The organism is Neptunicoccus cionae (assembly GCF_002860325.1).
Taxonomy (GTDB): Bacteria; Pseudomonadota; Alphaproteobacteria; order Rhodobacterales; family Rhodobacteraceae; genus Amylibacter; species Amylibacter lutimaris.
Genome location: NZ_PKOJ01000002.1, coordinates 180,025 through 203,206, shown reverse-complemented (window position 1 = coordinate 203,206; position 23,182 = coordinate 180,025). Strand labels below are relative to the sequence as shown.

21 protein-coding genes are annotated in these 23,182 nt (G+C 55.3%); 2 read left to right on the top strand and 19 right to left on the bottom strand.

The window, feature by feature from the left end:
- Nucleotides 1–5 precede the first annotated feature (5 nt).
- The 16 genes from rodA to C0U40_RS06770 all read right to left on the bottom strand — a co-directional run bounded on the left by rodA (nt 6) and on the right by C0U40_RS06770 (nt 17,776).
- Nucleotides 6–1,145 (bottom strand): rod shape-determining protein RodA, encoded by a 1,140-nt coding sequence (rodA, locus tag C0U40_RS06840; RefSeq protein WP_101655025.1) that lies wholly within the window; start codon nt 1,143–1,145, stop codon nt 6–8.
- On the bottom strand, nt 1,142–3,040 hold the full coding sequence (gene mrdA, locus C0U40_RS06835) for a penicillin-binding protein 2 (protein ID WP_101655024.1): 1,899 nt from the start codon (nt 3,038–3,040) through the stop codon (nt 1,142–1,144). Before mrdA ends, rodA begins: the two co-directional genes overlap by 4 nt.
- Entirely contained in the window at nt 3,037–3,588 is a 552-nt protein-coding gene (locus C0U40_RS06830) for a hypothetical protein (RefSeq protein ID WP_145991903.1), read from the bottom strand. The genes mrdA and C0U40_RS06830 overlap by 4 nt, the downstream gene beginning before the upstream one ends.
- Nucleotides 3,569–4,462 (bottom strand): rod shape-determining protein MreC, encoded by an 894-nt coding sequence (mreC, locus tag C0U40_RS06825; protein ID WP_101655022.1) that lies wholly within the window; start codon nt 4,460–4,462, stop codon nt 3,569–3,571. The genes C0U40_RS06830 and mreC overlap by 20 nt, the downstream gene beginning before the upstream one ends.
- An 18-nt stretch (nt 4,463–4,480) precedes the next feature.
- Nucleotides 4,481–5,521, bottom strand: a complete 1,041-nt coding sequence (locus C0U40_RS06820; RefSeq protein WP_069299694.1) for a rod shape-determining protein — start codon at nt 5,519–5,521, stop codon at nt 4,481–4,483.
- Nucleotides 5,522–5,740: 219 nt separating this feature from the next.
- Nucleotides 5,741–7,291: a 2-isopropylmalate synthase gene (locus C0U40_RS06815; RefSeq protein ID WP_101655021.1), complete on the bottom strand. Its 1,551-nt coding sequence runs from the start codon at nt 7,289–7,291 to the stop codon at nt 5,741–5,743.
- 270 nt (nt 7,292–7,561) lie between these two features.
- Nucleotides 7,562–9,550 carry a calcium-binding protein gene (locus tag C0U40_RS20080; RefSeq protein WP_145991902.1) on the bottom strand — a complete coding sequence of 663 codons (1,989 nt, stop codon included), beginning with the start codon at nt 9,548–9,550 and terminating at the stop codon, nt 7,562–7,564.
- Between the two features lie 179 nt (nt 9,551–9,729).
- Nucleotides 9,730–10,281, bottom strand: coding sequence for a BLUF domain-containing protein (locus C0U40_RS06805; protein WP_101655020.1), 552 nt, complete (start codon nt 10,279–10,281; stop codon nt 9,730–9,732).
- A gap of 80 nt (nt 10,282–10,361) precedes the next feature.
- On the bottom strand, nt 10,362–11,039 hold the full coding sequence (locus C0U40_RS06800) for a M48 family metalloprotease (RefSeq protein ID WP_101655019.1): 678 nt from the start codon (nt 11,037–11,039) through the stop codon (nt 10,362–10,364).
- Between the two features lie 171 nt (nt 11,040–11,210).
- Nucleotides 11,211–12,758 carry a M10 family metallopeptidase C-terminal domain-containing protein gene (locus C0U40_RS06795; protein ID WP_101655018.1) on the bottom strand — a complete coding sequence of 516 codons (1,548 nt, stop codon included), beginning with the start codon at nt 12,756–12,758 and terminating at the stop codon, nt 11,211–11,213.
- Nucleotides 12,759–13,112: 354 nt separating this feature from the next.
- Entirely contained in the window at nt 13,113–13,670 is a 558-nt protein-coding gene (locus C0U40_RS06790; RefSeq protein ID WP_101655017.1) for a hypothetical protein, read from the bottom strand.
- Nucleotides 13,671–13,758: 88 nt separating this feature from the next.
- The gene (locus C0U40_RS06785; protein ID WP_101655016.1) at nt 13,759–14,943 is read right to left on the bottom strand and encodes a vWA domain-containing protein; all 1,185 of its coding nucleotides are present in this window, start codon (nt 14,941–14,943) and stop codon (nt 13,759–13,761) included.
- A complete protein-coding gene (locus C0U40_RS20180) occupies nt 14,944–15,114 on the bottom strand; it encodes a hypothetical protein (RefSeq protein ID WP_180957645.1) in 171 nt (56 codons plus the stop codon).
- A gap of 3 nt (nt 15,115–15,117) precedes the next feature.
- Nucleotides 15,118–16,503 carry a DUF2927 domain-containing protein gene (locus C0U40_RS06780; RefSeq protein WP_101655015.1) on the bottom strand — a complete coding sequence of 462 codons (1,386 nt, stop codon included), beginning with the start codon at nt 16,501–16,503 and terminating at the stop codon, nt 15,118–15,120.
- Complete coding sequence (locus tag C0U40_RS06775) at nt 16,500–16,940, bottom strand: GNAT family N-acetyltransferase (protein WP_101655014.1); 441 nt, start codon at nt 16,938–16,940, stop codon at nt 16,500–16,502. Before C0U40_RS06775 ends, C0U40_RS06780 begins: the two co-directional genes overlap by 4 nt.
- Entirely contained in the window at nt 16,937–17,776 is an 840-nt protein-coding gene (locus C0U40_RS06770; protein WP_101655013.1) for an AAA family ATPase, read from the bottom strand. Before C0U40_RS06770 ends, C0U40_RS06775 begins: the two co-directional genes overlap by 4 nt.
- A gap of 167 nt (nt 17,777–17,943) precedes the next feature.
- Between C0U40_RS06770 and dksA the strand changes: the two genes are divergently transcribed.
- Nucleotides 17,944–18,366, top strand: a complete 423-nt coding sequence (gene dksA, locus C0U40_RS06765; protein ID WP_101655012.1) for an RNA polymerase-binding protein DksA — start codon at nt 17,944–17,946, stop codon at nt 18,364–18,366.
- Between the two features lie 78 nt (nt 18,367–18,444).
- On the opposite strand, the gene C0U40_RS06760 is transcribed toward dksA, so the two are convergent.
- The 3 genes from C0U40_RS06760 to glmU are packed head-to-tail and all read right to left on the bottom strand — an operon-like array spanning nt 18,445 to nt 22,299.
- Nucleotides 18,445–19,119 (bottom strand): DNA alkylation repair protein, encoded by a 675-nt coding sequence (locus tag C0U40_RS06760; RefSeq protein WP_101655011.1) that lies wholly within the window; start codon nt 19,117–19,119, stop codon nt 18,445–18,447.
- On the bottom strand, nt 19,116–20,939 hold the full coding sequence (glmS, locus tag C0U40_RS06755; RefSeq protein WP_101655010.1) for a glutamine--fructose-6-phosphate transaminase (isomerizing): 1,824 nt from the start codon (nt 20,937–20,939) through the stop codon (nt 19,116–19,118). Before glmS ends, C0U40_RS06760 begins: the two co-directional genes overlap by 4 nt.
- 1 nt (nt 20,940) lies before the next feature.
- The gene (gene glmU, locus C0U40_RS06750; protein ID WP_101655009.1) at nt 20,941–22,299 is read right to left on the bottom strand and encodes a bifunctional UDP-N-acetylglucosamine diphosphorylase/glucosamine-1-phosphate N-acetyltransferase GlmU; all 1,359 of its coding nucleotides are present in this window, start codon (nt 22,297–22,299) and stop codon (nt 20,941–20,943) included.
- A 128-nt stretch (nt 22,300–22,427) separates the two neighbouring features.
- Here glmU and C0U40_RS06745 point away from each other — a divergent pair, with 128 nt between their 5' ends.
- Complete coding sequence (locus C0U40_RS06745) at nt 22,428–23,093, top strand: HAD hydrolase-like protein (RefSeq protein WP_101655008.1); 666 nt, start codon at nt 22,428–22,430, stop codon at nt 23,091–23,093.
- Nucleotides 23,094–23,182 lie beyond the last annotated feature (89 nt).

Sequence of the window (23,182 nt, the reverse complement as noted above, 5' to 3'; positions counted from 1 at the left end):
GGGCCTTATCTTGGTCGGTGGACATGTGCGCTTTGTACCAGTCCGAAAGCGATCAGCAAGACCATCATGGCCGATCCCCCGTAACTGACCAACGGGAGTGGAACGCCCACCACGGGGGCAAGCCCCATAACCATGGACATATTCACGGCGAAATAGAAGAAGAAGGTGGTGCCAACCCCGATTGTCACCAGTGAACCGAACCTGTCCCTGTTCGACAGGGCCGAGACATAACAGAAAATCAGGATCAACCCGTAAAGTGCGAGCAAGACGATGCCGCCGACGAACCCGAATTCCTCTCCCAAGGTGGTGAAGATGAAGTCAGTGTGTTTTTCCGGCAGGAAGTTCAGCCTTTGCTGCGTTCCTTGCATAAACCCGCGTCCGGTCAGCCCGCCGGACCCCAATGCAATTTTCGACTGGGTAATGTGATAGCCCGAGCCGAGGGGATCGGAGGAAGGGTCAAGGAAGGTTTCAATCCGTTTGTACTGATAGTCTTTCAGCATCTGGTATTCGGTATCTTTGGAGGCAAAAACACCCGTGACCAGCAGCACGATGGACAGGATTGCAATACCAAAATACCAGAAGCTGACACCGGCAATGAACATGACAATCGCGCCGCCGGCCATGATCAGCAGTGCTGTGCCAAGGTCGGGCTGGCCGAGCACCAGAAAGGTCGGAAGCAGGATCAGCAGGATCGGCAGGGCGACCCAGAAGGGGCGGGAAACCCGTCGCTCGTCTAGCCAGTCGTAATAGAGCGCGAGCACCATCACCACAGCCACTTTCATCAGTTCGGACGGTTGCAATGTCATGAACTTCAAGTCGATCCAGCGCTGCGCCCCGCCACGGGTTTCCCCGATGTAGGGGACTGCAACCAGCAAAGCGATCCCGAAGATGTAGGCGAAAGCACTGATTTCGCGCCAGAAATTGATCGGGATGAAGGCCATGAAGATCATGACCCCCATTCCGAGCGCAAAGCGGATAATCTGGGGTTGGGCCCAGCGTTCGATATCCCCGCCAGACACGGAATAGAGCATCAGAAAACCGGTACAGGCCACGGCTGTCAGCAACAGGGCAAGCGGCCAGTTAAAGTAGAGCACTTTGGACAGGCCGGTGGGGATCGTGCGGATATTCTGTTCGAGATAGCTCATGCTTTGTCGTCAGGCCTTTCCCGTCCGGCGCGCACATCCGTGGGCAACGAGCGGTAGTCCATATCCTCGGAGAGTTCGAGAGCTTCGAGCATGATATCCCGTGCGATCGGGGCGGCAACTGCCGAACCGCCGCCGCCGTGTTCTACTACAACAGAAATTGAAAAACGCGGATTGTCGGCAGGGGCATAGGCCACAAACAACGCATGATCGCGCCGTTCCCACGGCAGATCGCTGTTCCGGATGACACCGCGGGCGCGTTCTTCCTTGGTGATAAAGCGGACCTGGCTGGTGCCGGTTTTCCCCGCCATATCCCAGCCTTCCTTACGGATGCGGGACCCGCCTGCCGTGCCGCCGCGCTCGTTCACAACGCCGTACATGCCTTTGCGGACCGCGTTGAGATGGGCCGGATCAATGTCCAGAGGTTCGCGTCCCTTGACGGGGTGGGGCCTGTTGTCGATTGCGTTGACCAGTCGTGGAGAGATTTTGGTGCCCGAGGCGATGCGCGCTGTCATCACGGCAAGCTGCATGGGGGAGGCAAGCACAAATCCCTGTCCGATCGATGCGTTCAGCGTGTCACCGATCACCCAATCCGCATCCCTGCGGCGTTTCTTCCAGTCTTTTGTGGGTGCCAGTCCTTCGCGTACGGCGGGCAGTTCCAGTTCGTGCTCTACACCAATTCCCAGTTCCTTGGCCATCGCCGAGATATTTTCGATCCCGACCTCCTGACTGATTTCGTAATAGTAGACGTCGCAGGATTCCTTAAGACTGTCGTGCAGGTTTACCTTGCCGTGCCCGCCGCGCCGCCAGCAGTGGAACCGGCGGTTGTGTAGTTCCAGAAAACCGCCGCAATAGACTTTGTCGTCGGGCTTCACAAATCCGCCTTTGAGTGCGGCGAGGGCTGTGACCATTTTGAAGGTAGAGCCGGGGGGGTAAGTGCCCGTTACAGCCTTGTTCAGCATTGGCTTGTAAATATCGGTGTTGAGCGCATTCCAGTCGGTTGTGGAAATTCCGCGTACAAATTTGTTGGGGTCAAAGCTCGGTGCGGAGGCCATCGCGACGATATCACCGTTGCGCACATCCATCACGACGGCCGCAGCGCTTTCCTTGCCAAGCCGTTCCATTGTGTAACGTTGCAGCCGGTTGTCGATGGTCAGCTGTACATTTGCACCGGGCTGGCTTTCCTCGCGGCCCAGAACACGCATCACACGCCCGATAGAGTTCACTTCAATCCGCTTCACGCCGGATTTGCCCCGTAAGGGTTTTTCGATGCGCCGCTCGATACCGTTCTTACCGATCTGGAAACGGGGGATCAGCAGCAGGGGGTCATCGTCATCTGTCTGGCTGAGATCGTAGTCGGAAACTGGCCCCACGAAGCCGAGAATATGTGCAAAATCATCAGCTTGCGGATAGATCCTGTAGTGGCCCAGTTCCGGCGTGATGCCGGGCAAGGCCGGGGCGTTCGCGCTGACAGCGGCGATGTGTTCCCAGTCAAGATCCTCTGCCACAGTCACTGGCACAAAGCCGCGCCGCTTGCTCATTTCCTGCAGCGCGCTGGTGATATCTTCCTCGCTGATCGGGATGATGGTAGCGAGGCGGCGCAAAACAGTCTCCGGATCTCCGGACTGTTCGCGCACCATATCGATTTTGTAGTTGGGTTCATTATAGGCAAGGGGTTTGCCCAAGCGATCGAACACCAGACCCCGAACAGGGGGGATAAGGCGGATGTTGACGCGGTTCTCTTCGGCGAGAAGGCGGAAGGACTGGTTCTGCTCTACCGCGATCCGGCGCATCTGAACCCCAAGCGTACCGATAATGCCCGCCTGCAACCCTGCGAGCAGGATCGTGCGGCGGGTCAGCATCTGGCGTAAACGACCGGGTTTTACTGGACGTTTCATAGTCTTTTCCCCCAAGCATCCAGCTCTCCGGGACGGGGACGCTGGAAGCCGAAACCGAATTTCATGACACCTACAATAACAGGATAGAGCGCGATGGTGAAAACCATTAGATAAAGTTGCTCTACAAATCTTGGTGTATGGGTCAGGGTTAAAAGAAGGATAATCTGTTGCAGGATGGTGATGATCACAAAAATTGTCCCGATCCAGAGCCATTCCAGCCCGAAACTGTATTCGCGGAATGCCTGAATATTAGAGCGCACAACTTCGGAACCGAGCACAGTCAAAAGCGTGAACAGACCAAGGGGGGCAAGGGTTAGTATGTCACGGAAGAAGAAGACCAGAAATATGGCCCACACGGGGGCCCATTCAGGTTTGCGCACGACGTAAGCCATTGTGATGCAATAGATAATGTCAGGGCCGGGCAGGTCGCCCGCGCTCAGATCGAAGGGGACGATGGACCACAGGATAATGGCGAAACCAACCCCGAGATACAGTGCACGGCGCGCGTATAGCTGAACCAGCGAGACGTCATCCATCGTTGCCTGCATTCACCTGCCCGGGCAGGGTTGGGCCGACAAGACGGCCTGGTTCAGAGATCGGTGCCGCGGGCAGATGGCGGATCACCCGCAGGAATTCGAGACGGCGGTAATCCGCCGCCAGCTTCACCCGCAGTCGCCCGTCACCGCTTAGGAACACGGTTCCTGCCAGCAGACCGGGTGGGAAGACGCCTCCATCTCCGGTCGTCACAACCCTGTCACCCGCACGGACCTGATCGACCCCGTCGATGAACTCAAGCGGCGGCAGAGGGGTGTTGTCTCCTGCAAGGATAGCCTTCTGGCCCGAAGGTGTGACCTCTACCGGAATGCGGCTGGAACTGTCAGTCAGGAACAATACGCGGGAAGAGTTTTTACCCACACCAGAAATCCGCCCGACAAGCCCCAGACCGTCCATCGCGGCCCAGCCGTCCACAACCCCGTCATGCCGCCCGATGTTGATGAGTGCACTCTGGCGGAATGGGCTGCCGCTGTCAGTCAGCACTACGCCTGTGGTGTAGGTCAGTTTGGGGTTTAGTTTGACGTTGTTGAGATCCAGCAGTTTTGCGTTTTTCTGTTCCAACTGGATGGCGGCCTCTTTCCAGGCTTTCATCTGTTGTAATTCGCGGCGAAGTTCCTGATTTTGCTGGTAAATGCGCGAATATGCCTGAAAGTCGGAGACCATGTTGGACATATGGGCGACAGGGGCGAACACCCATTCCAGATTTGGCACCACCCGATCAATCATCGCCATGCGGAACCGTTCGGCGCGGGGATTGTCGATACGCCAGATCAGAAAAATCGCGACCAGAAAAACCAGAAGGACAGAGATCAGCACGCGCCTTACGACGCGGCGAAAATAGACCTCGCTGTCATTTTGATGTGCCATTTACATCCGTCACAGGCATTAACTGTCGAAATCAATAACATGAAGCAGTTGTTTTTCATATTCCAGCGATTTGCCGGTACCAAGAGCCACACAGTTCAGGCTCTCGTCAGCGACAGAGATCGCCAGTCCTGTCTGTTCGCGCAAGGCAAGATCCAGTTCCCCCAGCAGCGCACCGCCACCGGTCAGCATCACGCCACGGTCTACAATATCTGCGGCCAGATCGGGCGGGGTGCTTTCCAACGCCGTCATCACGGCTTCGCAAATCTGCTGCACCGGTTCGGCCAGGGCATCGGCAACCTGTGCCTGCGTAATCTCGGTTTCCTTGGGCACACCGTTCAACAGGTCGCGCCCGCGAATTTCCAACGATGTACCGCGCCCGTCTTCGGGCATGCGGGCGGTGCCGATGGTGGTCTTGATCCGCTCTGCGGTGCTTTCCCCGATCAACAGGTTCTGCTGGCGGCGCAGATAACTGATGATGGCTTCGTCCATCCGGTCCCCGCCGACGCGCACGGAACGGGCGTAAACGATGTCACCAAGCGACAGAACCGCAACCTCGGTGGTACCGCCACCGATATCCACAACCATACTGCCGGTCGGGTCGGTGATTGGCATACCGGCCCCGATAGCGGCGGCAATCGGTTCTGCGATCAGTCCGGCCTTGCGGGCACCGGCAGAAAGAACCGACTGACGGATTGCGCGTTTTTCAACTGGCGTTGCACCGAAGGGAACACAAACAATCACGCGCGGCTTGGTCAGGGTAGAGCGTTTGTGCACCTTACGGATGAAGTGTTTGATCATCTCTTCGGCCACGTCAAAATCAGCGATCACACCGTCGCGCATCGGACGGATCGCCTCGATCGAACCCGGCGTGCGGCCCAGCATCAGCTTGGCATCTTCCCCAACGGCCAGAACCCGTTTGACGCCGTCCTTGATGTGATAGGCGACAACTGAAGGTTCGTTCAGAACGATGCCCTTACCTTTGACATAGACCAGCGTATTCGCTGTTCCCAAATCGATTGCCATATCAACGGAAAATAAACCCTGGAGTTTTCCATACATGCGTTGCCGCCTTTGCTTGCACGAATTGGTACCGTGGAAAAACACGGTGCAGAAGGCCTGTTTATAGCGAGGTCTGCCGCGCGGGGTAAAGGTGGGGCTGGAGAAAAATAGGCGTTATCGCGCCAAGAATAGGGGGGACTTGCCCATTCTTTCACTTAATACTTGCACATAACGAACAACGGGCAAATTTTTGCAACTCGCCCGTTGTTTTTCCAAGAATCAGGCTGTCGCCGCCGGAGCAGTTTTTTCACGACGTACCAGCAGTTTGTTCAAAGCGTTGACATAGGCCCGTGCGCTGGCCACGACAGTGTCGGTATCAGCGGATTGACCCACGACAATCTTGCCGGCTTCTTCCATGCGAACAGAAACAGTTGCCTGCGCATCAGTCCCCTCTGTCACAGCATGTACGTTGTAGAGTTGCAGCTTGGCGCTGTGCGGGAACAGCTGTTTGACGGCGTTGAAGGAGGCGTCAACCGGTCCGTCCCCTGTGGCAGAAACGCTGTGATCCACCCCGTCGATTGTCAGCGTCAGGTCTGCCTGCTGCGGCCCTTCGGTGCCACAGACAACCCGCAGGGATTTCACCTGTACGCGATCATTGGCGGCATTGGTGCCTTCGTCATTCATCAGCGCGAGCAGGTCGTCGTCATAGACTTCCTTCTTGCGGTCAGCCAGAGCCTTGAACCGGACGAACACGTCTTTCAACTGGTTGTCGCCCAATTCATACCCGAGGTCTTTGAGTTTGGAGCGCAGTGCAGCACGACCCGAATGTTTGCCCATCACGATATTTGTTTCGGACAGACCCACGTCTTCGGGACGCATGATCTCAAACGTTTCGGCGTTCTTCAACATACCGTCCTGGTGGATGCCGCTTTCATGGGCGAAAGCGTTCTTGCCGACGATGGCCTTGTTGTATTGCACCTGAAAACCGCTGACGGTGGCGACACGGCGGCTGATGTTCATGATCTTGGTGGTGTCGATATCGGTACGGAACGGCATGATGTCGTTGCGGACTTTCAACGCCATGACCACTTCTTCAAGTGCAGTATTGCCGGCCCGTTCGCCCAATCCGTTGATGGTACATTCGATCTGGCGGGCACCAGCCTCTACCGCAGCCAGAGAGTTCGCAGTCGCCATGCCCAGATCGTTATGGCAGTGGGTGGCAAAGATGATGTCGTCTGCACCGGGCACCTTTTCCAGCAACATACGGATCAGTTCGGCGCTTTCCCGTGGCGCGGTATAGCCCACTGTATCGGGAATGTTGATCGTGGTTGCACCCGCTTTGATCGCAACTTCGACGACGCGGCAGAGATAGTCATCTTCCGTGCGGGTCGCATCCATCGGGGACCACTGGATATTGTCACACAGGTTGCGCGCATGGGTCACGGTCTGGTGGATCCGCTCTACCATTTCATCCTGATTGAGGTTCGGAATGGCGCGGTGCAAAGGGGAGGTGCCGATGAAAGTGTGGATACGGGGCTGTTTTGCGTGTTTGACCGCTTCCCAGCACCGGTCAATGTCGCGGGTGTCTGCGCGGGACAGACCGCAGATCACGGCGTTTTGGGAACGGGCGGCGATTTCGCTGACTGCTTTGAAATCGCCTTCACTGGCAATCGGAAAACCGGCTTCAATAATGTCTACGCCCATTTCGTCGAGCAATTGGGCAATTTCCAGCTTTTCGTCATGGCTCATCGTAGCGCCGGGGGATTGTTCACCGTCACGCAACGTGGTGTCAAAAATCAAGACGCGGTCTTGTTTCGCTGTATCGGTCATTTCTGTATCTCTTTAATTTTACTTAGCTTTTCGGGTTCATTCCAGCGCGGATTTCACTCTCCCCTGAGCGCACGCGCCGGACCCCGACACGCTCAGAGGCGGCTAAGTAGTAGAAGCGCAGCAGCAGTCGCACCAAAAGCGGTGGCAATATTAGGGATATGTGTCTGCGTAATCATGCTGCCTTTATACGCAAGTTTCATCCCGTGAAAAGTAAAAAACGCGCCCGGATTGCGGGCGCGTTAAGATTTTGATCGTAGCAGTTTTGCGGTGTCAGGCTATTTCGATATCATCGCGGAAATCGGAGAAGCTGCCGATCCCTTCCACAACCAAACGGTCTCCGCTCCCGAAATCGAAAATCAGCGCGTCCTTGCGCTCGTCGACCATTTTGGAAAGATCACGGATGGTCAGGCCACCTTTGACAAGGGATTTGGAGAACTCGACGATGTCTTTGTCATCCTCGAAATCCTTGATGGTGTCTCTGTCACTGGCAAAGACAAAGGTATCCTTGCCGCCGCCGCCTTTCATAACGTCATTGCCTTTACCGCCGTTCAGCAGGTCGTTTCCGCCTCCGCCAAACAGGGAGTCATTTTCGTTGCCGCCTTTCAGCACGTCATTGCCGCCACCACCGTCAAGACGGTCATCTCCACCGTCGCCGTTCAACGCATCCTTGCCACCATTGCCCTTGAGGTTGTCATTCCCGTCGCCGCCGAACATTTTGTCGTTGCCACCCTGACCGACCAATGCGTCGTCGCCGTCGTCGCCATAAAGTTTATCGGCACCGCCGCCACCTTTGAGCGTGTCATTGTCGTCACCGCCATAAAGGCTGTCCGCGCCGCCGCCGCCTAACAACTGATCGTCGCCGCCTTCACCGAACACTTCATCATTCTTGCCGCCCGAGGAAATCTTTTCCCCGTCGTCCGTCCCTGTGAGTGTTTGTGCTGTGGAATTGGCATAGTTAACGGTCTTGAAGATTTTGCCGAACACGCCGGTCCCGTCTCCGTCGCCGGTTTCGGATTCCCAAACCAGCGCCACATTTCCGTTTTTAAGCGTGGTAATCGCCGAATCCCGCTGGTCGCCTTTGGTGGTCTCGTTCACGGTTTCAATGTCACCAAGGCGAATGCCTTTTGAATCAAAGCGGGCCATTTTGACAGCATCCCCTTTGCCGTCGCCGCCCTCATCCGTCCATGTAATGACAAACCCACCGTCTTTCAGCGCAGTGATCTCTTGCTCTGTCTGGTCGGTCTTGCTGTCTCCATGGGCTGCAATGCGGCCCCCACGGGGGGTACCATCGGCGTTAAAGACCTGAAAGAAAACGTCAAAATGCCAGTCCGCTTCATTCTCGCTGCTTTCGTCCTGTTCAATCCATGTAACCGCAATTCCCCCATCAGAGAGAACGACAATCCGTGGCTTCAGTGCGGTCCCGTTCAGGCCGGAGGTTTCTTCCAGTACAAAACGTTCTTCCAGCGACAGGGGAAGCCCCTGTGTATCGTTGCGTCCCATGAACTGGAACTGGATCACACCGTCCAGTCCGACAAGGTCGGAATGCATGGAGGATGCCACAACAACAGTGTCATCATCTACCTGCGCCACATCACCGAAAGAAGTGTGCGCCCTTGGAAACACATCATCTTTTACCGTGCGCAAAGACCACTGGCCATTATTCGGCACAACAGATGGGATGTAGGCAGTATATTCGCTTACATCCAGCCCCGAAAAATTACGGAAGGTTTCATTAACGCGGTAGACGGTGATGAACTGGTCGCCGCCAACAGAGATTACCCGTGGCTCCAATCCTTCCTGACCTTCCTGATCGGGATCGAACCGTCCGTAACGAACGCGGTCTTCGTTGTAGTAGAAGCCGTCCTCGCTCTCGAATCCGAAGGTCTTGGAACGGGTGCGGATATTCTCTGCAATGCCGCCGGAAATCGGTGTTTCATCCCGATTTACGGTGACAAACCAGATATTGTCGGTTTGCCAGACCCATGATCCGTTACCGTCTTCATTGAACGCCACGTCGACGTTCTCCTGATCGCCCTCCGTGACCGTATTTATCCGGAATTCGGAGCCGAGTGTGTTTCCACCGGCATGGAAGTTTTGTGCGTAAACGCCAAGTCCGCTCCCGTCCTGTCCTTCACTTTCCCAGACCACCTGAAACCCGCCGGTCTTTGGATTTGCGTCTATGCTCGGATCTTCCTGCGTGTCATCTGTGTAGGTATTCACCAGAAATTCGAACGCAACGTCCTTAAAGGCAGAGCCCATAATATTTCCCCTTTAAACTTATTGAACTAAATTTGACCGCAAATGGTCGACTTGAAATAAAGTTAAACAGTGCTGCGATTTGGGAATTCTGTCAATCAATCTGTGGTTGGATCGTTGTGTGGATATGCAATTTGAGAGAGGGGCGCGGCCGTACAGGCCTTGCGTGGCACGATAAGTGTTTATGCTCTGGCGGTTTTTTCCTGTTGCAGGCCCGGAATGTGGATCGTGCCTGAATTTTGAATGCCTGCGTTGTTTGCGGGATTCAATATAGGAGAGGGGGCGCTGAACCGCTTCGCTGTCGTCTCGAACTCTTCCGGGCGGACAGCGCGTCTTTTGCGGGAAGCAATAATCCCTAAAAAGCGTTCCGCTTGTAACACATCCAGTTTGAAGAAATCCGGTTGCATTCCGGCGTTCATCACCCGTTTGAAATCAGGGTCATGGCGTGTGGTTACGCCAAAAGGCCAATTTGAAAACTTCCGCTTGGAACACCGCATGACCGCACGGATCTTGATTTCCTTGTGCATTCTGTGCCGGACAATCCGTTCCATTGTGGCATCGACATCGCCGGTCTCTCCCTCCAGTATCTGAAAGATCCGCTGCTTGCCGATATACAAATAGCTTGTGATACCTGCCTCGATATTGCGCCGGACACATTTTTTTTGCAGCGTCAGAAGGGCCAGCGGCCCGAACCGCCCCGCGATCCGGCTCTCATAGTGCAACCGTTTCAACATTTTTCACCCTTTTCTGCTGCGACCTTGTTTTCAGGGCAGAATAGGGACGGGAGTGTAAAATAATGGTAAACAGCTGAAGGTTACTGCCAGCGGCTTTCCAGTTTTTCGATCGCCGCAATACGTTCGGATGTTTTGGGATGGCTCATCAACCACGCAAGCGGTTGGCCGCTGTTGCCTGCAAGCGCATCCAGTTTGGTAAACAGGGATTTTTGCGCAGCGATGCCGATTCCGGACTTGGTTAAAAGTGCTGCCGCATATGCATCCGCTTCATATTCGTCCTGTCGCGATAAACGCGCCGCGAGGAGCCCGGACAGCATCCCTGCCAGCAAGACACCCAACCCCGGAATGAGCCGGCCCAACACCATGCCAAGCGCAACACGAATTGCGTTCTGTCCCGAAAAATCGATCATCCGCCGCCGCGAATGGCCAAGTGCCACATGCCCGAGTTCGTGCGCAATGACACTGGCGATTTCCTCGGCGCTGACTTCTCCGTTCTGATACTTCCGGTAGAAACCGCGTGTGATGAAAATACGCCCATCCGGCGCAGCCAGTCCGTTTACCGGCTCGATCTCGTAGATATGAACTTTCACCTGCGCCAGATCCAGAGAATCTGCCATTCGGGCGCAAAGTTTGCGCAGCACCGGGTCGGCCAGTTCTGTAGACTTGGCGTCCAGCTCGGATTGTGTGCGCCAGATAGAAAATCTGTAGTAAACAAATCCGTACAGCAGGGCGAGGAGGATCGGGGTCAGTTTAAGCATATGTTAGGATATGGGAACTCCACCGGGGAAGACCAGCCCTTTGCAAAAAGGATTTGAAGTAACGGGAAAAAATTCCCTGTTGCACCTTTGAAAAACGAAAAACTGCCCCTGTCCGCGAGCGCAGACAGGGGCAGCGTGTTTAGGTTATGTCATTCCAGACAGTGTCAGCAATCAGGCAATGTCAAAGACGAAGTCTGATGCATCAATATCGCTGGCGTGGGTGGATTTCAGCAAGGCAAACGCATCGCCGTCGTGGGACAGGATTGTCTTGCCCCCAACTTGGGTTACTTCGATGTCAGCGAAGGTCAACATCGTGTCATTCAACACCATGATTTTATCTACGCCATCTTCATAATCCTGCACGACATCGCGCGCGTGATCCGGATGGAAGACATCAAAGACAAAGGTATCTGCACCGTCGCCGCCTTCAAGTTTGTCCTTGTCGGCGCCACCATCAAGCATGTCATCGCCTTTGCCGCCGTCCAGCTTGTCCTTGCCTTTGTTGCCTTTCAGGTAATCGTCGCCGCCAAAGCCACGAATGTCATCTTTACCGGCTTTACCTTTAAGCATGTTGTCAGCGCTGTTGCCGAAAATATCATCGTCAAAAGCTGTGCCGACAGCGTTTTCGATCAATGTATCGGCGGCACCTTTAATACCGTCTTCAAACGCGGCAATAATATCCGAACTGTCAGAGCTCAGCGGTACAACCGCACCAAAGCCGAAGGCATCGACGAGATCCTGATAATCGGATGTTACACCAGAGGTGACAGCAAATACCGGAACGATCCCTGCATCCAGCAGCGCGGCTTTCACCATTTCAATGGTGGGATAATCCTCACCGGTGCCATCACCGCCCGGTCCGTCAAGGATCGTGTCACCATTGTTCGGCGTATCCGGATTGTCACCAGCAAAGTGCGGAACCGCATCAGTGGTCATCACAACAACCTTGAGCGAAGAAGAACTCCAGCCAACTTCCGCAGTGCGCAAGGCAACCTGCAACAGACCTGTCATCTGGGATTCCGGGCCATCATTACCGCTCCCTGTGGAAAGACCTGTTACAGCTGCTTTCCACGCGTCTGTGTCGCTGGTCAGGCTGAGCTCGGTTTTATACTCGTGATCGCCGGAGGATCCGAAAGGAGACGTCGGTTTGTCGATAAAGGAGGTCAAGCCCAGCCGGACATCATCCGCCAATCCGCTGACCGAGGTGATCAGGTCGTCCACAAGGCTGTTCACAGTTGAAAGGTCATCGGAGAACGATCCGGATAGATCCTGCAAGAGCACCAGTTCCAGCGGACGTTCAGAATCCTTGAGACCGGAAATTTCGATTACGCGGTCGTCCACGTAGGAAAGTGCGCCGGGCGAAAGATCGATGTCAGCCCCTGTGATGCCGCCTGCGAAATTCAGTGTGTCGATGCCGGAGGTGTCGGTTACAATCGACCAGTCACCCGCAAATCCGTTTACAAAGTACTTGTCGTCACCGGCACCGCCAAATACCTGATCATCACCGGCTGTCATGACAATCTTGTCATTACCGTCACCGCCAAACATCACATCGTCACCGATCCCGCCGATCACAACATCATCGCCGGCGCCTGCATCAAGTGTGTCATCTCCGTTTAGCCCGGCAAGAAGGTCGTTCCCCTCCAAACCTTGAATAAAGTCGGAAAACAGCCCGCCAACCAAGCCATCGTCTTCTTCTGTACCAATAAAGTCTGCCATTTTACTTTTCTCCCGTTAGAGTATTTGTGTTGCCTCCCGATCAGAGCAAATGACGGGAAACGATTAAATAATTTGAGGCAAATGCCCCCCTCCAGGCCTTAATAAACAGGTCGAAATTTCCTGTTTGCGGCCTTGACCCTAGGTTAGGTTTGAAACGGGGACGGAACAAGAATTTAACCGGAAAAGAGTGATAAGCCTCACTAAATTAGAGTCGTTTTCACGGTGTTGAATAGAAACTGCTCGACTTTAACGATATCTTCACGGAAGAGCGCTACATAGGGTGGAGTTGCGGCCGCTGGACGCCGGATCAGGGCGCTGGAAAATGCGTAGAGCGCAAAACCAAAGACTTTGGCGCTATAGTTCTTTCGCGCCGTTCCTTTTGGGGACGGTTTGGTCCAAAAGCCCGCGTTCGTTCAGCCACGGATGCAGGGCAACTGCGCGGCGCAGATAAATCTGGCCGAGAGCAGGCCGTCCGTTGCGGATGTGAATCAGCGCTATGCCCGACAGGGCCCCGAAATGGGCGGGTTCCAGTTCCAGACTGCGGGTCAACAGGTCCAATGCTTTGACGTCCCGTTTTTGCAGGAAATAGGCGAATGCCAGTTGGTTGAAACCTTCACTATAATCCGGGCAATAGCGAACCAGACGTGTCAGGATGTCCTCTGCCTGAAGCGTATCCCCGTAACGGATCGCATTTACTCCGGTGTTGAGCATTTCCTGTGAGATTTCATCCGGCGCAATATGCCAGAACTGCCAGAGCGCGTTGGCCGCCTGCCGCGCCTCTTCGAAAGTGCCGGCTTCGGCAAGTTCCCCCAGAAGCTGCGTGCGTTCCGCAGCCCGGTCCGGCAGGGCAGGGCAATCTGCTGCGACCGGCCCGGCCAGTAAAAACGCGCTTATCAGGGTTCGCAACATCATGAAAACAGGCTGACCCTGCGACGTATGTCTGTCAAGCGATGGGCTTTCCGCTCACCCGAATGTGTCCGGACTGGCCGACAATATGGTCCTACCGTCCCAGTTCCTTCATCGCGGATTCAATGCCCTTCAAGGTCATTGGGTACATGCGATCATTAAAGATTTCCTTAAGGATCATGGTGGAATGGGTGTACTGCCAGTATTGCTCTTTCACAGGATTGATCCAGACCGATCCGGGCCATTGTTCTTGCGCACGTTCGAGCCAGACTTTTCCCGGTTCCTCGTTCCAATGCTCGTTCGCACCCCCCTTATACATGATTTCATAAGGGCTCATTGCGGCGTCGCCGACAAAAATACATTTGTAATCCGACCCGTAAGTCCGCAACACGTCCCAAGTGGGGGTCTGTTCGGTCCAGCGCCGTGCATTGTCCTTCCACACACCTTCGTACAAACAGTTATGAAAATAGAAGTATTCCATGTGTTTGAATTCGGTTTTCGCAGCGGAAAACAGTTCTTCGATGAGTTTGATATAGCTGTCCATTGAACCACCGACATCAAGGAACAACAGAACCTTAACTGCATTGCGCCGTTCGGGACGGGTAATCACATCGAGATAACCGTTCTCAGCGGTGGAGCGGATTGTGCCGTTCAGGTCCAGTTCGTCTTCCGCGCCGGCACGGGCCCATTTGCGCAACCGTTTTAACGCAACTTTAATGTTGCGCGTGCCAAGCTCTACGGAATCGTCGAGGTTTTTGAAATCACGCTTGTCCCATACTTTCGTCGCCTTTTTGTGGCGGCTTTCCTTCTGGCCAATGCGAACGCCTTCAGGATTGTACCCATAGGCCCCAAAGGGGGATGTACCGGCTGTGCCGATCCATTTGTTACCGCCCTGATGACGCTTTTCCTGTTCTTTCAGGCGCTCTTTCAGGGTTTCCATCAGCTTTTCGAACCCGCCAAGACTTTCGATTTCCGCCATTTCTTCGGGGCTGAGATGTTTCTCCGCCAGTTTGGTCAACCAGTCGTCAGGAACGTCAACCGCGTTCAGAATGTCATCGACCGACAGGTTTTCCATACCCTTGAAAACTTCTGCGAAAACCAGATCGAACTTGTCCAGATTCCGTTCGTCCTTCACCATCGTGGCACGGGCAAGGAAATAAAAACCCTCGACATCATAGAGCACGAGTCCGGTTTTCATCGCTTCAAGAAACGCCAGATACTCCCGCAGGGAAACAGGGATTTTTGCAGCGCGCAGGGCTTCGAAGAATCGTAAGAACATTTACACCCACCCCATCCAGTCCACCATGACCGTTGCAAACAGGGCGAGGAGGAAGAAAATAATGCCGTGTATGACGCTGTACTGCAGTTTATCCGCGGTTTTGCCGCCGAATTTGCGCGCGCGATACCACCCGATGATGGCGCCGATCAGGAAGGCTGGAATTGTAAACATTGTTTAACTTTCTTTCTGGGGCAGGCGGGGCGGCAGGTTAGCGATGATTTCGAGACGTTTTCTGATCTCGCCTGGCGGATGGATGCCGTACTGGCCCCATGCAATGGCCTCGTCGCGCAGGGCGGTGGCTTCTTCCGTGCGACCTGCAAGTTTATAGATTTCCGATTTCATCGCCAGAAGACTGAACATCAGCCGGCCGTTCTGCGCGGTTTTGGCGGCGACCAGCCCACTTTCAATGAACTGCAAAGCCTGACGGAACTCGCCACTGGACATGGCAAGCGATGCCATCTGCAATCCGGCTTGAGCCGTGTGGATATCATATGGGCCGAAGATTTTGGAGAAGTTTGCATAGGCACGGGCGTAATCGGCGGCGGCTTCAACACCGTTGGCCGAGGCGTTCACGCGGGCCCGTGCATAATAACTGAACCCGAGCCGGTGGTCTGTCATTCCCAACTGCTGTGCAATTCGCACGGCATCCGATGCCGCTTCAATCCGTGTCTTTTCAGAGGCGTCCGGGCCCAGTGCAAGCTCGATCTTGCGCATCCACGAACCGGGTGTTTCCTGAATCTGGCGGGGGGCCAGTCCGGCACCTTCGGGATTTACCCGTGCAAGAATGCGGGGCAGCACTGCCGCCACTTCATGTTTGGCCATGCCCGATTTGAGTTCCGGCGCATACATGGCACGCAGGATCATCATGTCGTAGGGCGTTAAAACGATGTGAAAATTATCGTCGTTAAAAACAGAATCCGGCAGCCGGTAAAGATCGTTCAATGGTCCGATCGCCTGCGCCAGTTCTTCGTGCAGGCAATCGCGCGCGTCTTGCGGGGAAATATCGCGGGGCATGAAAACCGCTGCCCTGCTGCGGACTTCCAAGGAAGTCCAGTCGGCACGCCGGTTAAAGCGGTTCTTCCTGAATTCTGCCCAACTGCTCATGCGGGGAACCACGATGCAGGCCGCAGTCGGTGCCGCGCGGCGCAACTGCCGCTTGGAGACCATTTCGATGACGATATTTGCCGCAGATGCAGTTTGAACGCGGGAAATCGGGATACTTGCTTCAGTGCGAAGCCGCTTGATCAACTGGTCCAGATCCTGCCCGACGACATCGCTCTGCGCGTTGACCAGCGCAACCGTGATCGGCCCTTCAAAGCGGGACAGCCGCGAGAGATCCTGACCGCTTTCAAGTGCAAAAGTCAGATCAAGAAATTCTTCGAAAACATCTACATTGGAGCGTGCCACGCCGGATTTAGGGGGCGGTGCCTGAAAGGTTTTCATACCCGACAGTTGTATCGCCGGATCAGAGCGTTTGCTGACAACATCCGCCATAGGACCCGCACAGGCAGAGAGGGTCATTGCCGTCAATCCGAAGGCTGCGTCGCGCCAGAAGTTCATATCTGGTACTTCACAAAGGGGGCCAGTGTGGCCACGCCGTCATAAAGCTTTCGCGCCACAGCATTATCTTCGGCTGTCAGCCACCAGACCTGCGGGCAATCGTGTGCCTTTGCATGGGCGACGACTGCGTCGATCATCGCCTTTCCTGCACCGGTGCCGCGAATTTCAGGACGAACATAAAGATCGTTTAGATAAATCCGGTTTTCCGGTCCCCAGAAATGGCTGTGGTAGAGAAAGTTCACAATGCCCACGATCCCGTGACCGGGTGTTTCGGCCACCATGGAAAACATGCCTTCATCAGGGTCGAGAATGCGTTTCCACGTTCCGGCATAGACGTCTTCATCGCGGCTCGTTTCGTAAAAGGCGAGATAGTCCTTCCACAAGGCGCGCCAGTCGGCTTCATCCGCAGGTGTCACATAGCGAACGGTCGTTGTCATCTATTGCCCCGCGCCATAAAGGCGAGCCGCTCGAAAAGATGCACGTCCTGCTCGTTTTTCAGCAGCGCACCGTGCAGGCGGGGCAAGGCATCCTTGCCGTCCCGTTTCATGTCAGCAGGGTCGAGATCTTCCACCAGCAGGAGTTTCAGCCAGTCCAGCACTTCCGATGTGCTCGGCTTTTTCTTCAGACCCGGTGTTTCGCGGATGTCGTAAAACTGGGTCAGTGCTTCTGCGACCAGTTCAGGTTTGATTCCCGGAAAGTGAACTTCGACGATTTGCTTCAAAGTCTCCATTTCGGGGAAACGAATATAGTGGAAGAAACAGCGACGCAGAAAGGCGTCAGGCAGTTCTTTTTCATTGTTCGAAGTGATAATCACAATCGGGCGTTTTTTCGCCTTGATCGTTTCGCCGGTCTCGTAGACGTAGAATTCCATCTTGTCGAGTTCCTGCAACAGATCGTTGGGGAATTCGATATCGGCTTTGTCGATTTCATCGATCAGCAGTACCAGACGGTCGCCGGCTTCAAATGCTTCCCAAAGCTTGCCTTTCTTGATGTAGTTCTTCACATCATGGACACGTTCCTCGCCAAGCTGGCTGTCGCGCAGGCGGCTGACGGCATCATATTCATAAAGGCCTTGCTGGGCTTTGGTGGTGGATTTGATGTTCCATTCCAGCAGCGGCAGTCCGAGTGATTTTGCAACCTGAATCGCCAGTTCGGTTTTACCGGTCCCCGGTTCCCCCTTGACCAGCAAAGGGCGTTCGAGCGCGATAGCTGCGTTGACCGCCACGGTCAGATCATCGGTGGAAACATACTGTTGCGTGCCTTCAAACTTCATTTTTTTGCTTTTCCCTGATAGCTTGAGGGCAATCTAGTATTCCCGTCACAATGCTGCAACCTAAGAAGGAAGTGGGGTGACAATACGTTACGACTCGGATATTGGATGCGCAAACGTTGGGTGAGAACGTCATGGCACTACATAGTGAATTTATTAGGGAGAAGAGAATGAAAGCTGAAGTCATTCTTGATGCCGACTACCGTCCAGTCGACAGCGAACCATTTATGAACGAGCGTCAAACCGAATATTTCCGGCGCAAATTGCTGGCTTGGAAGGCGGATCTTCTGTCTGACAGCAAAGACACCATCGAAGGCATGCAGGAAGGCGCACGGAACATTCCGGACGTTGCTGACCGTGCCTCCGAAGAAACCGACCGTGCGCTGGAATTGCGTACGCGGGACCGCCAGCGCAAGCTGGTTGCCAAGATCGACAGCGCCCTGCGCCGGATCGAGGACGGGTCTTACGGGTATTGCGACGAAACAGGGGAGCCGATTTCCCTGAAACGTCTGGATGCACGTCCGATCGCAACCTTGTCCCTTGCCGCACAGGAACGGCACGAGCGGAAGGAAAAGGTTCATCGGGACGATTGATCACCGATAAATCCTAAGAAATGATAAAGCCGGTGCAATTTGCACCGGCTTTTTTGCTTCAGGTTGGATCAGGGCCGGTTACAGCAAGCGTGTCGCATCCTTGCGGGCGAACGCTTTCATACCCGCACCGTAATCGTTCATAAACTGACGCACCCGTTCGGGATCATGCTTGGACAGGCTGCGCAGCCACCAGCTTACGGATTTCTGGATAAACCACTCGGGATCGTTCACATAGCCCGCTGCCCAGCCGAGAATACGTTCCCGCTGCGCCAGTTCTTCCGGTTTGGGGTGCGTGGATTTGGTCCAGGGTAGGGTGATCACCATTGCCGCTCGGCGCACCCAGAGGTTTTCATCCTGCGTCCAGCTTTCGACCGTATCAAGCCGCCCATCGTCCAGAAATAGCCGTCTGGCACCCGCGCCACAGGCGTGATCCGCAATAGCCCAAGCGTCAAACATCGGGACCCAGCGACAGATTTCGTCCCAGACCGCCTGATCCGGTTTGATCCGTGCCTGCGTCAGCAGTTTGGCCGCGCCAATGCGGGCTTCATGGATGTTGCTGTCCCAAAGGTAGGCTGCGATCTCAATGCGTTGCGCAATATCCGTTTCCTTGCGCCAGTCTTTGTAAAGCGCATCAAGTTGCGGGTTGGAAACGCCCAGATATGGGCGCTCCACCTTGTGGTAGGCAGCCATCTCCGCCGCCTTTTGCGGATCTTCCAGTGCCTTGATGTCTTGCAGCGCCTGTTCGGGGGTCATTCCACCGTCACCGATTTGGCCAGATTGCGCGGCTGGTCCACGTCCGTGCCCTTATAAACAGCAGTGTGATAGGCCAGCAATTGCGCCGGAACCGCATATACAATCGGCGCAAACATCGGATGCACGGTTGGCATAACAATAGTCTGCCATGCGCCTTCTCCGGCTTCTTTTGCGCCTTGGGCGTCGGTCACCAGAATGATCTTGCCACCCCGTGCCATCACCTCCTGCATGTTGGACACGGTTTTGTCGAACAGGTCGTCCCGCGGGGCCATAACCACCACCGGCATATGTTCATCGACAAGCGCGATGGGGCCGTGTTTAAGCTCTCCGCTTGCATAACCTTCTGCGTGGATATAACTGATTTCCTTCAGTTTTAACGCGCCTTCAAGGGCCAGCGGGAACATGGCGCCACGCCCCAGAAACAGGGCGTCGCGGGAATGGACAAGCTGTGCACAGGTCGCCTTGATCGCTGCTTCCTGTTCCAGTGCGAGGTTCATAACGCCGGGCAAACCATGCAGGGCCGCGACCAGTTCGGCTTCCTGTGACGCGTCGATCTTACCCCGCTGTCGTGCCGCCTGAATGGCCAGTGCTGCCAATACGGTCAACTGACAGGTGAAGGCTTTGGTCGAGGCCACGCCGATTTCCACGCCTGCCAGAATAGGCAGGGATACGTCTGCCTCGCGAGAGATGGAGCTTTCCGGCACATTAACGACTGCAACTGTTTTATCGACATTTTCGCTACAATAGCGCAGGGCGGCCAAAGTGTCGGCCGTTTCACCGGACTGGCTGACAAAAAAGGCGAAAGAGTTCTGGCTGAGCGGCGGCTCACGGTAGCGGAATTCCGATGCGATATCCAACTCGACAGGGAGACGGGCAATCTGTTCAAACCAGTATTTTGCTACGTTACAGGCCAGATAGGCCGTACCGCAGGCCACCATGGTGATTTTCTCGATGCTGGTGAAATCAAGGTCTGCGCCGGGCAGTTGGATGGATTTCCCGTCCGCTGCGGCGTAGTGTTTGACGGCTTCTGCAAGAACGCTTGGCTGTTCGGCAATTTCCTTGGCCATGAAGTGTTTGTAGACGCCTTTGTCGGCACTGATCGCACCGTGGGAAATCTCGCGCATTTCGCGATTTGCACGGGCACCGGAGGCATCTGTGATCTGTGCACCGGCGCGGGTGACGACGGCAAAATCGCCTTCTTCGAGATAGGTCACCTTATTGGTCATCGGGGCGAGTGCGAGCGCATCGGACCCCACAAACATTTCCCCGTCCCCGTGGCCAATTGCCAGAGGAGAGCCTTTGCGTGCGGCAATCAGAAGATCATCCTGCCCGTCAAACAGGAAACACAGTGCATAGGCGCCTTCAAGCCGAGCCACGGTCTTGCGGGCGGCCTCAATCGGATCAAGCCCTAGTTTCAAGAGGCTTTCGCACAGCTTTACAACGGTTTCCGTGTCAGTTTCAGTTTCAAACCCGATACCCTGCGCTGACAGTTCCTCGCGCAGTTCGCGAAAGTTTTCGATAATTCCATTGTGGACGACCGCCACGTCTCCGGCTTTGTGCGGGTGGGCGTTCTGAACGTTGGGCGCACCATGTGTCGCCCACCGGGTGTGGCCGATGCCGGCTTTACCCTTGATCGGCTCGTGTACCAGAAGGTCCGAGAGGTTAACCAGTTTGCCAACCGCGCGGCGGCGTTCCAGTTTACCATCCTGCACGGTCGCAATGCCCGCGCTGTCATAACCGCGATATTCCAGACGGCGCAGCCCGTCTACGAGAATAGGGGCGGCTTCGTGATTGCCAAGGATGCCTACAATACCACACATCTTATTTGTCCTTTGACTGGGCAGCTTTGGCTGCACGGAGCTTGTTCATCAATCGAAGCGCCAGACCGGTTTTGTTCACCTGTTTCGCACGGGCAATCGCAAGATCACCGTCACCGGCATCCTGTGTCACAACCGAACCGGAGGCTGTCATTGCATCATCACCGATAGTTACGGGCGCGACCAGTGCTGTGTTAGAGCCGATAAAGGCACGTGCACCGATAATTGTCTTGTGTTTGAAAACACCGTCATAATTGCAGGTAATCGTCCCCGCACCGATGTTGGCATCCTGGCCTATTTCCGCATCGCCCACATAGGACAGATGGTTGATCTTGGCGCCGGTGCCCACAAGTGCTGCTTTCACTTCGACAAAGTTGCCGACTTTTGCGCCACCGCCGATTTCGGCACCGGGGCGCAGGCGGGCATAAGGGCCGATGACCGCTGCTTCGCTGACGTGACAGCCTTCCAGATGGGAAAAGGCACGGATATGGGCGCCGCTTTCCACTGTCACATCTGGGCCGAACACTACATTCTGCTCGATCACCACGTCGCGCCCGACGTAGGTGTCATAGGCAAAATGTACCGTTTCAGGGGCGGGCAATGTGGTGCCGTTTTCCATTGCTTCCAACCGCGCACGGGTCTGGAAGGTGGCTTCAGCTGCGGCCAGATCAACGCGGGAGTTCACGCCCAGGGTTTCCGCTTCCGGGCAGGTGATGGCTGCGCAGGGCAAACCCTTGCTCCGCGCCAGCCCTACCAGATCGGTCAGGTAGTATTCTTCGCTTTTGTTTTTGTTATCAACGGCTTCGATCAGGTCAAACATTGTGGCACGATCCGCGCAGATCACACCGGAGTTGCACAAAGTGATCGCCAGTTGCTCGGGGCTGGCGTCCTTGGCCTCGACAATCCGCTCCAGTCCACCCTCGGCGTTCAGCACAAGACGTCCGTATTTGGCAGGCTCTGCGGCCTCAAAGCCGAGCACAACAATACCCGCACCGGACTGGCGGGCCGAAAGTATGTCTTGCAGGGTTTCTTCACGAATGAAGGGTGTGTCGCCGTAAAGGACCACGACATCCCCGTCAAAATCGGCCAGCACATCGCGCGCCTGTTTGACGGCGTGGGCAGTGCCAAGCTGTTCTTCCTGCGTCACTATCAGGGCATTTTCGTCGTAATCCGTTGCTGCCTTGGCCACCGCAGCACCGCCGTGTCCGGTAACAACGACGATGCGGTCTGCCTCAATCGACTGCGCCGCACGCATGGCATGCACCAGCAGGGGCGCATGGGCCACTTTGTGCAGGACTTTGGGAAGATCCGATTTCATGCGGCTGCCTTGTCCGGCTGCCAGAATTACCACTGCTACAGGCATGTTGCCCCCTCGGAATTTTTCTGTTCCATGTCACCTAGCCTAAAAGCCGGGCCACAAAAAGGGGGCGTTGCTCAAGAAAACTTTCATTGCGTTACAAGCTGTGGCATGTGGGCGGAAAGGGGAATGATATGAAGTCTGTTATTTTCGATCTGGACGGGACGCTGGCGGATACCAGCGGTGATCTGATTGCTGCGGCAAATGCCTGTTTTGACGGGTTGGGGCACGGTCTGCTGCTGGACCCGAAAACGGATATGCTGACGGCCTTTCACGGTGGGCGTGCTATGTTGCGGCTCGGGTTTTCGCGACTTGAGCAGCCTTGGGATGAAAGCATGGTTGATGCGCAATATGACGAACTGCTGCGTCACTACGGAGAAAATATCGCCGTGCATACAAGGCTTTACCCTAATGTTGAGCAGGCTTTGGAAGAACTGAAGTCCCGCGGCTATCTGCTGGGTGTTTGCACCAACAAACCCGAAGCCTTGGCCGAGACCCTTATGGCACAACTCGGCGTGCGTTCCATGTTCGGCGCCTTGCTCGGGGCGGATACCTTGCCGGTGCGCAAGCCCGATCCAGACCATCTGTGGGAAACCATCCGCCGCGTGGGGGGCGATCTGAAGCGTTCAGTGCTGATCGGCGATACCGACAACGACCGCTCTGCCGCGCGCAACGCGAATGTGCCAAGCGTCTTGGTGACTTTCGGTCCTTCGGGTCACGGGGTTGCAGAAATGGAGCCGGAGGCCCTGTTGCACCATTATGATGATCTGCCTGATCTGGTTGACCGTCTGGTGCAATGAGGGGCGGGCGGTTTCACAATTCCCGAAGGCCGGTTTGCATTGCACCTGATCAAGCCGCAAGCCATTGATCTTTAGTGGCTGATCCTGTT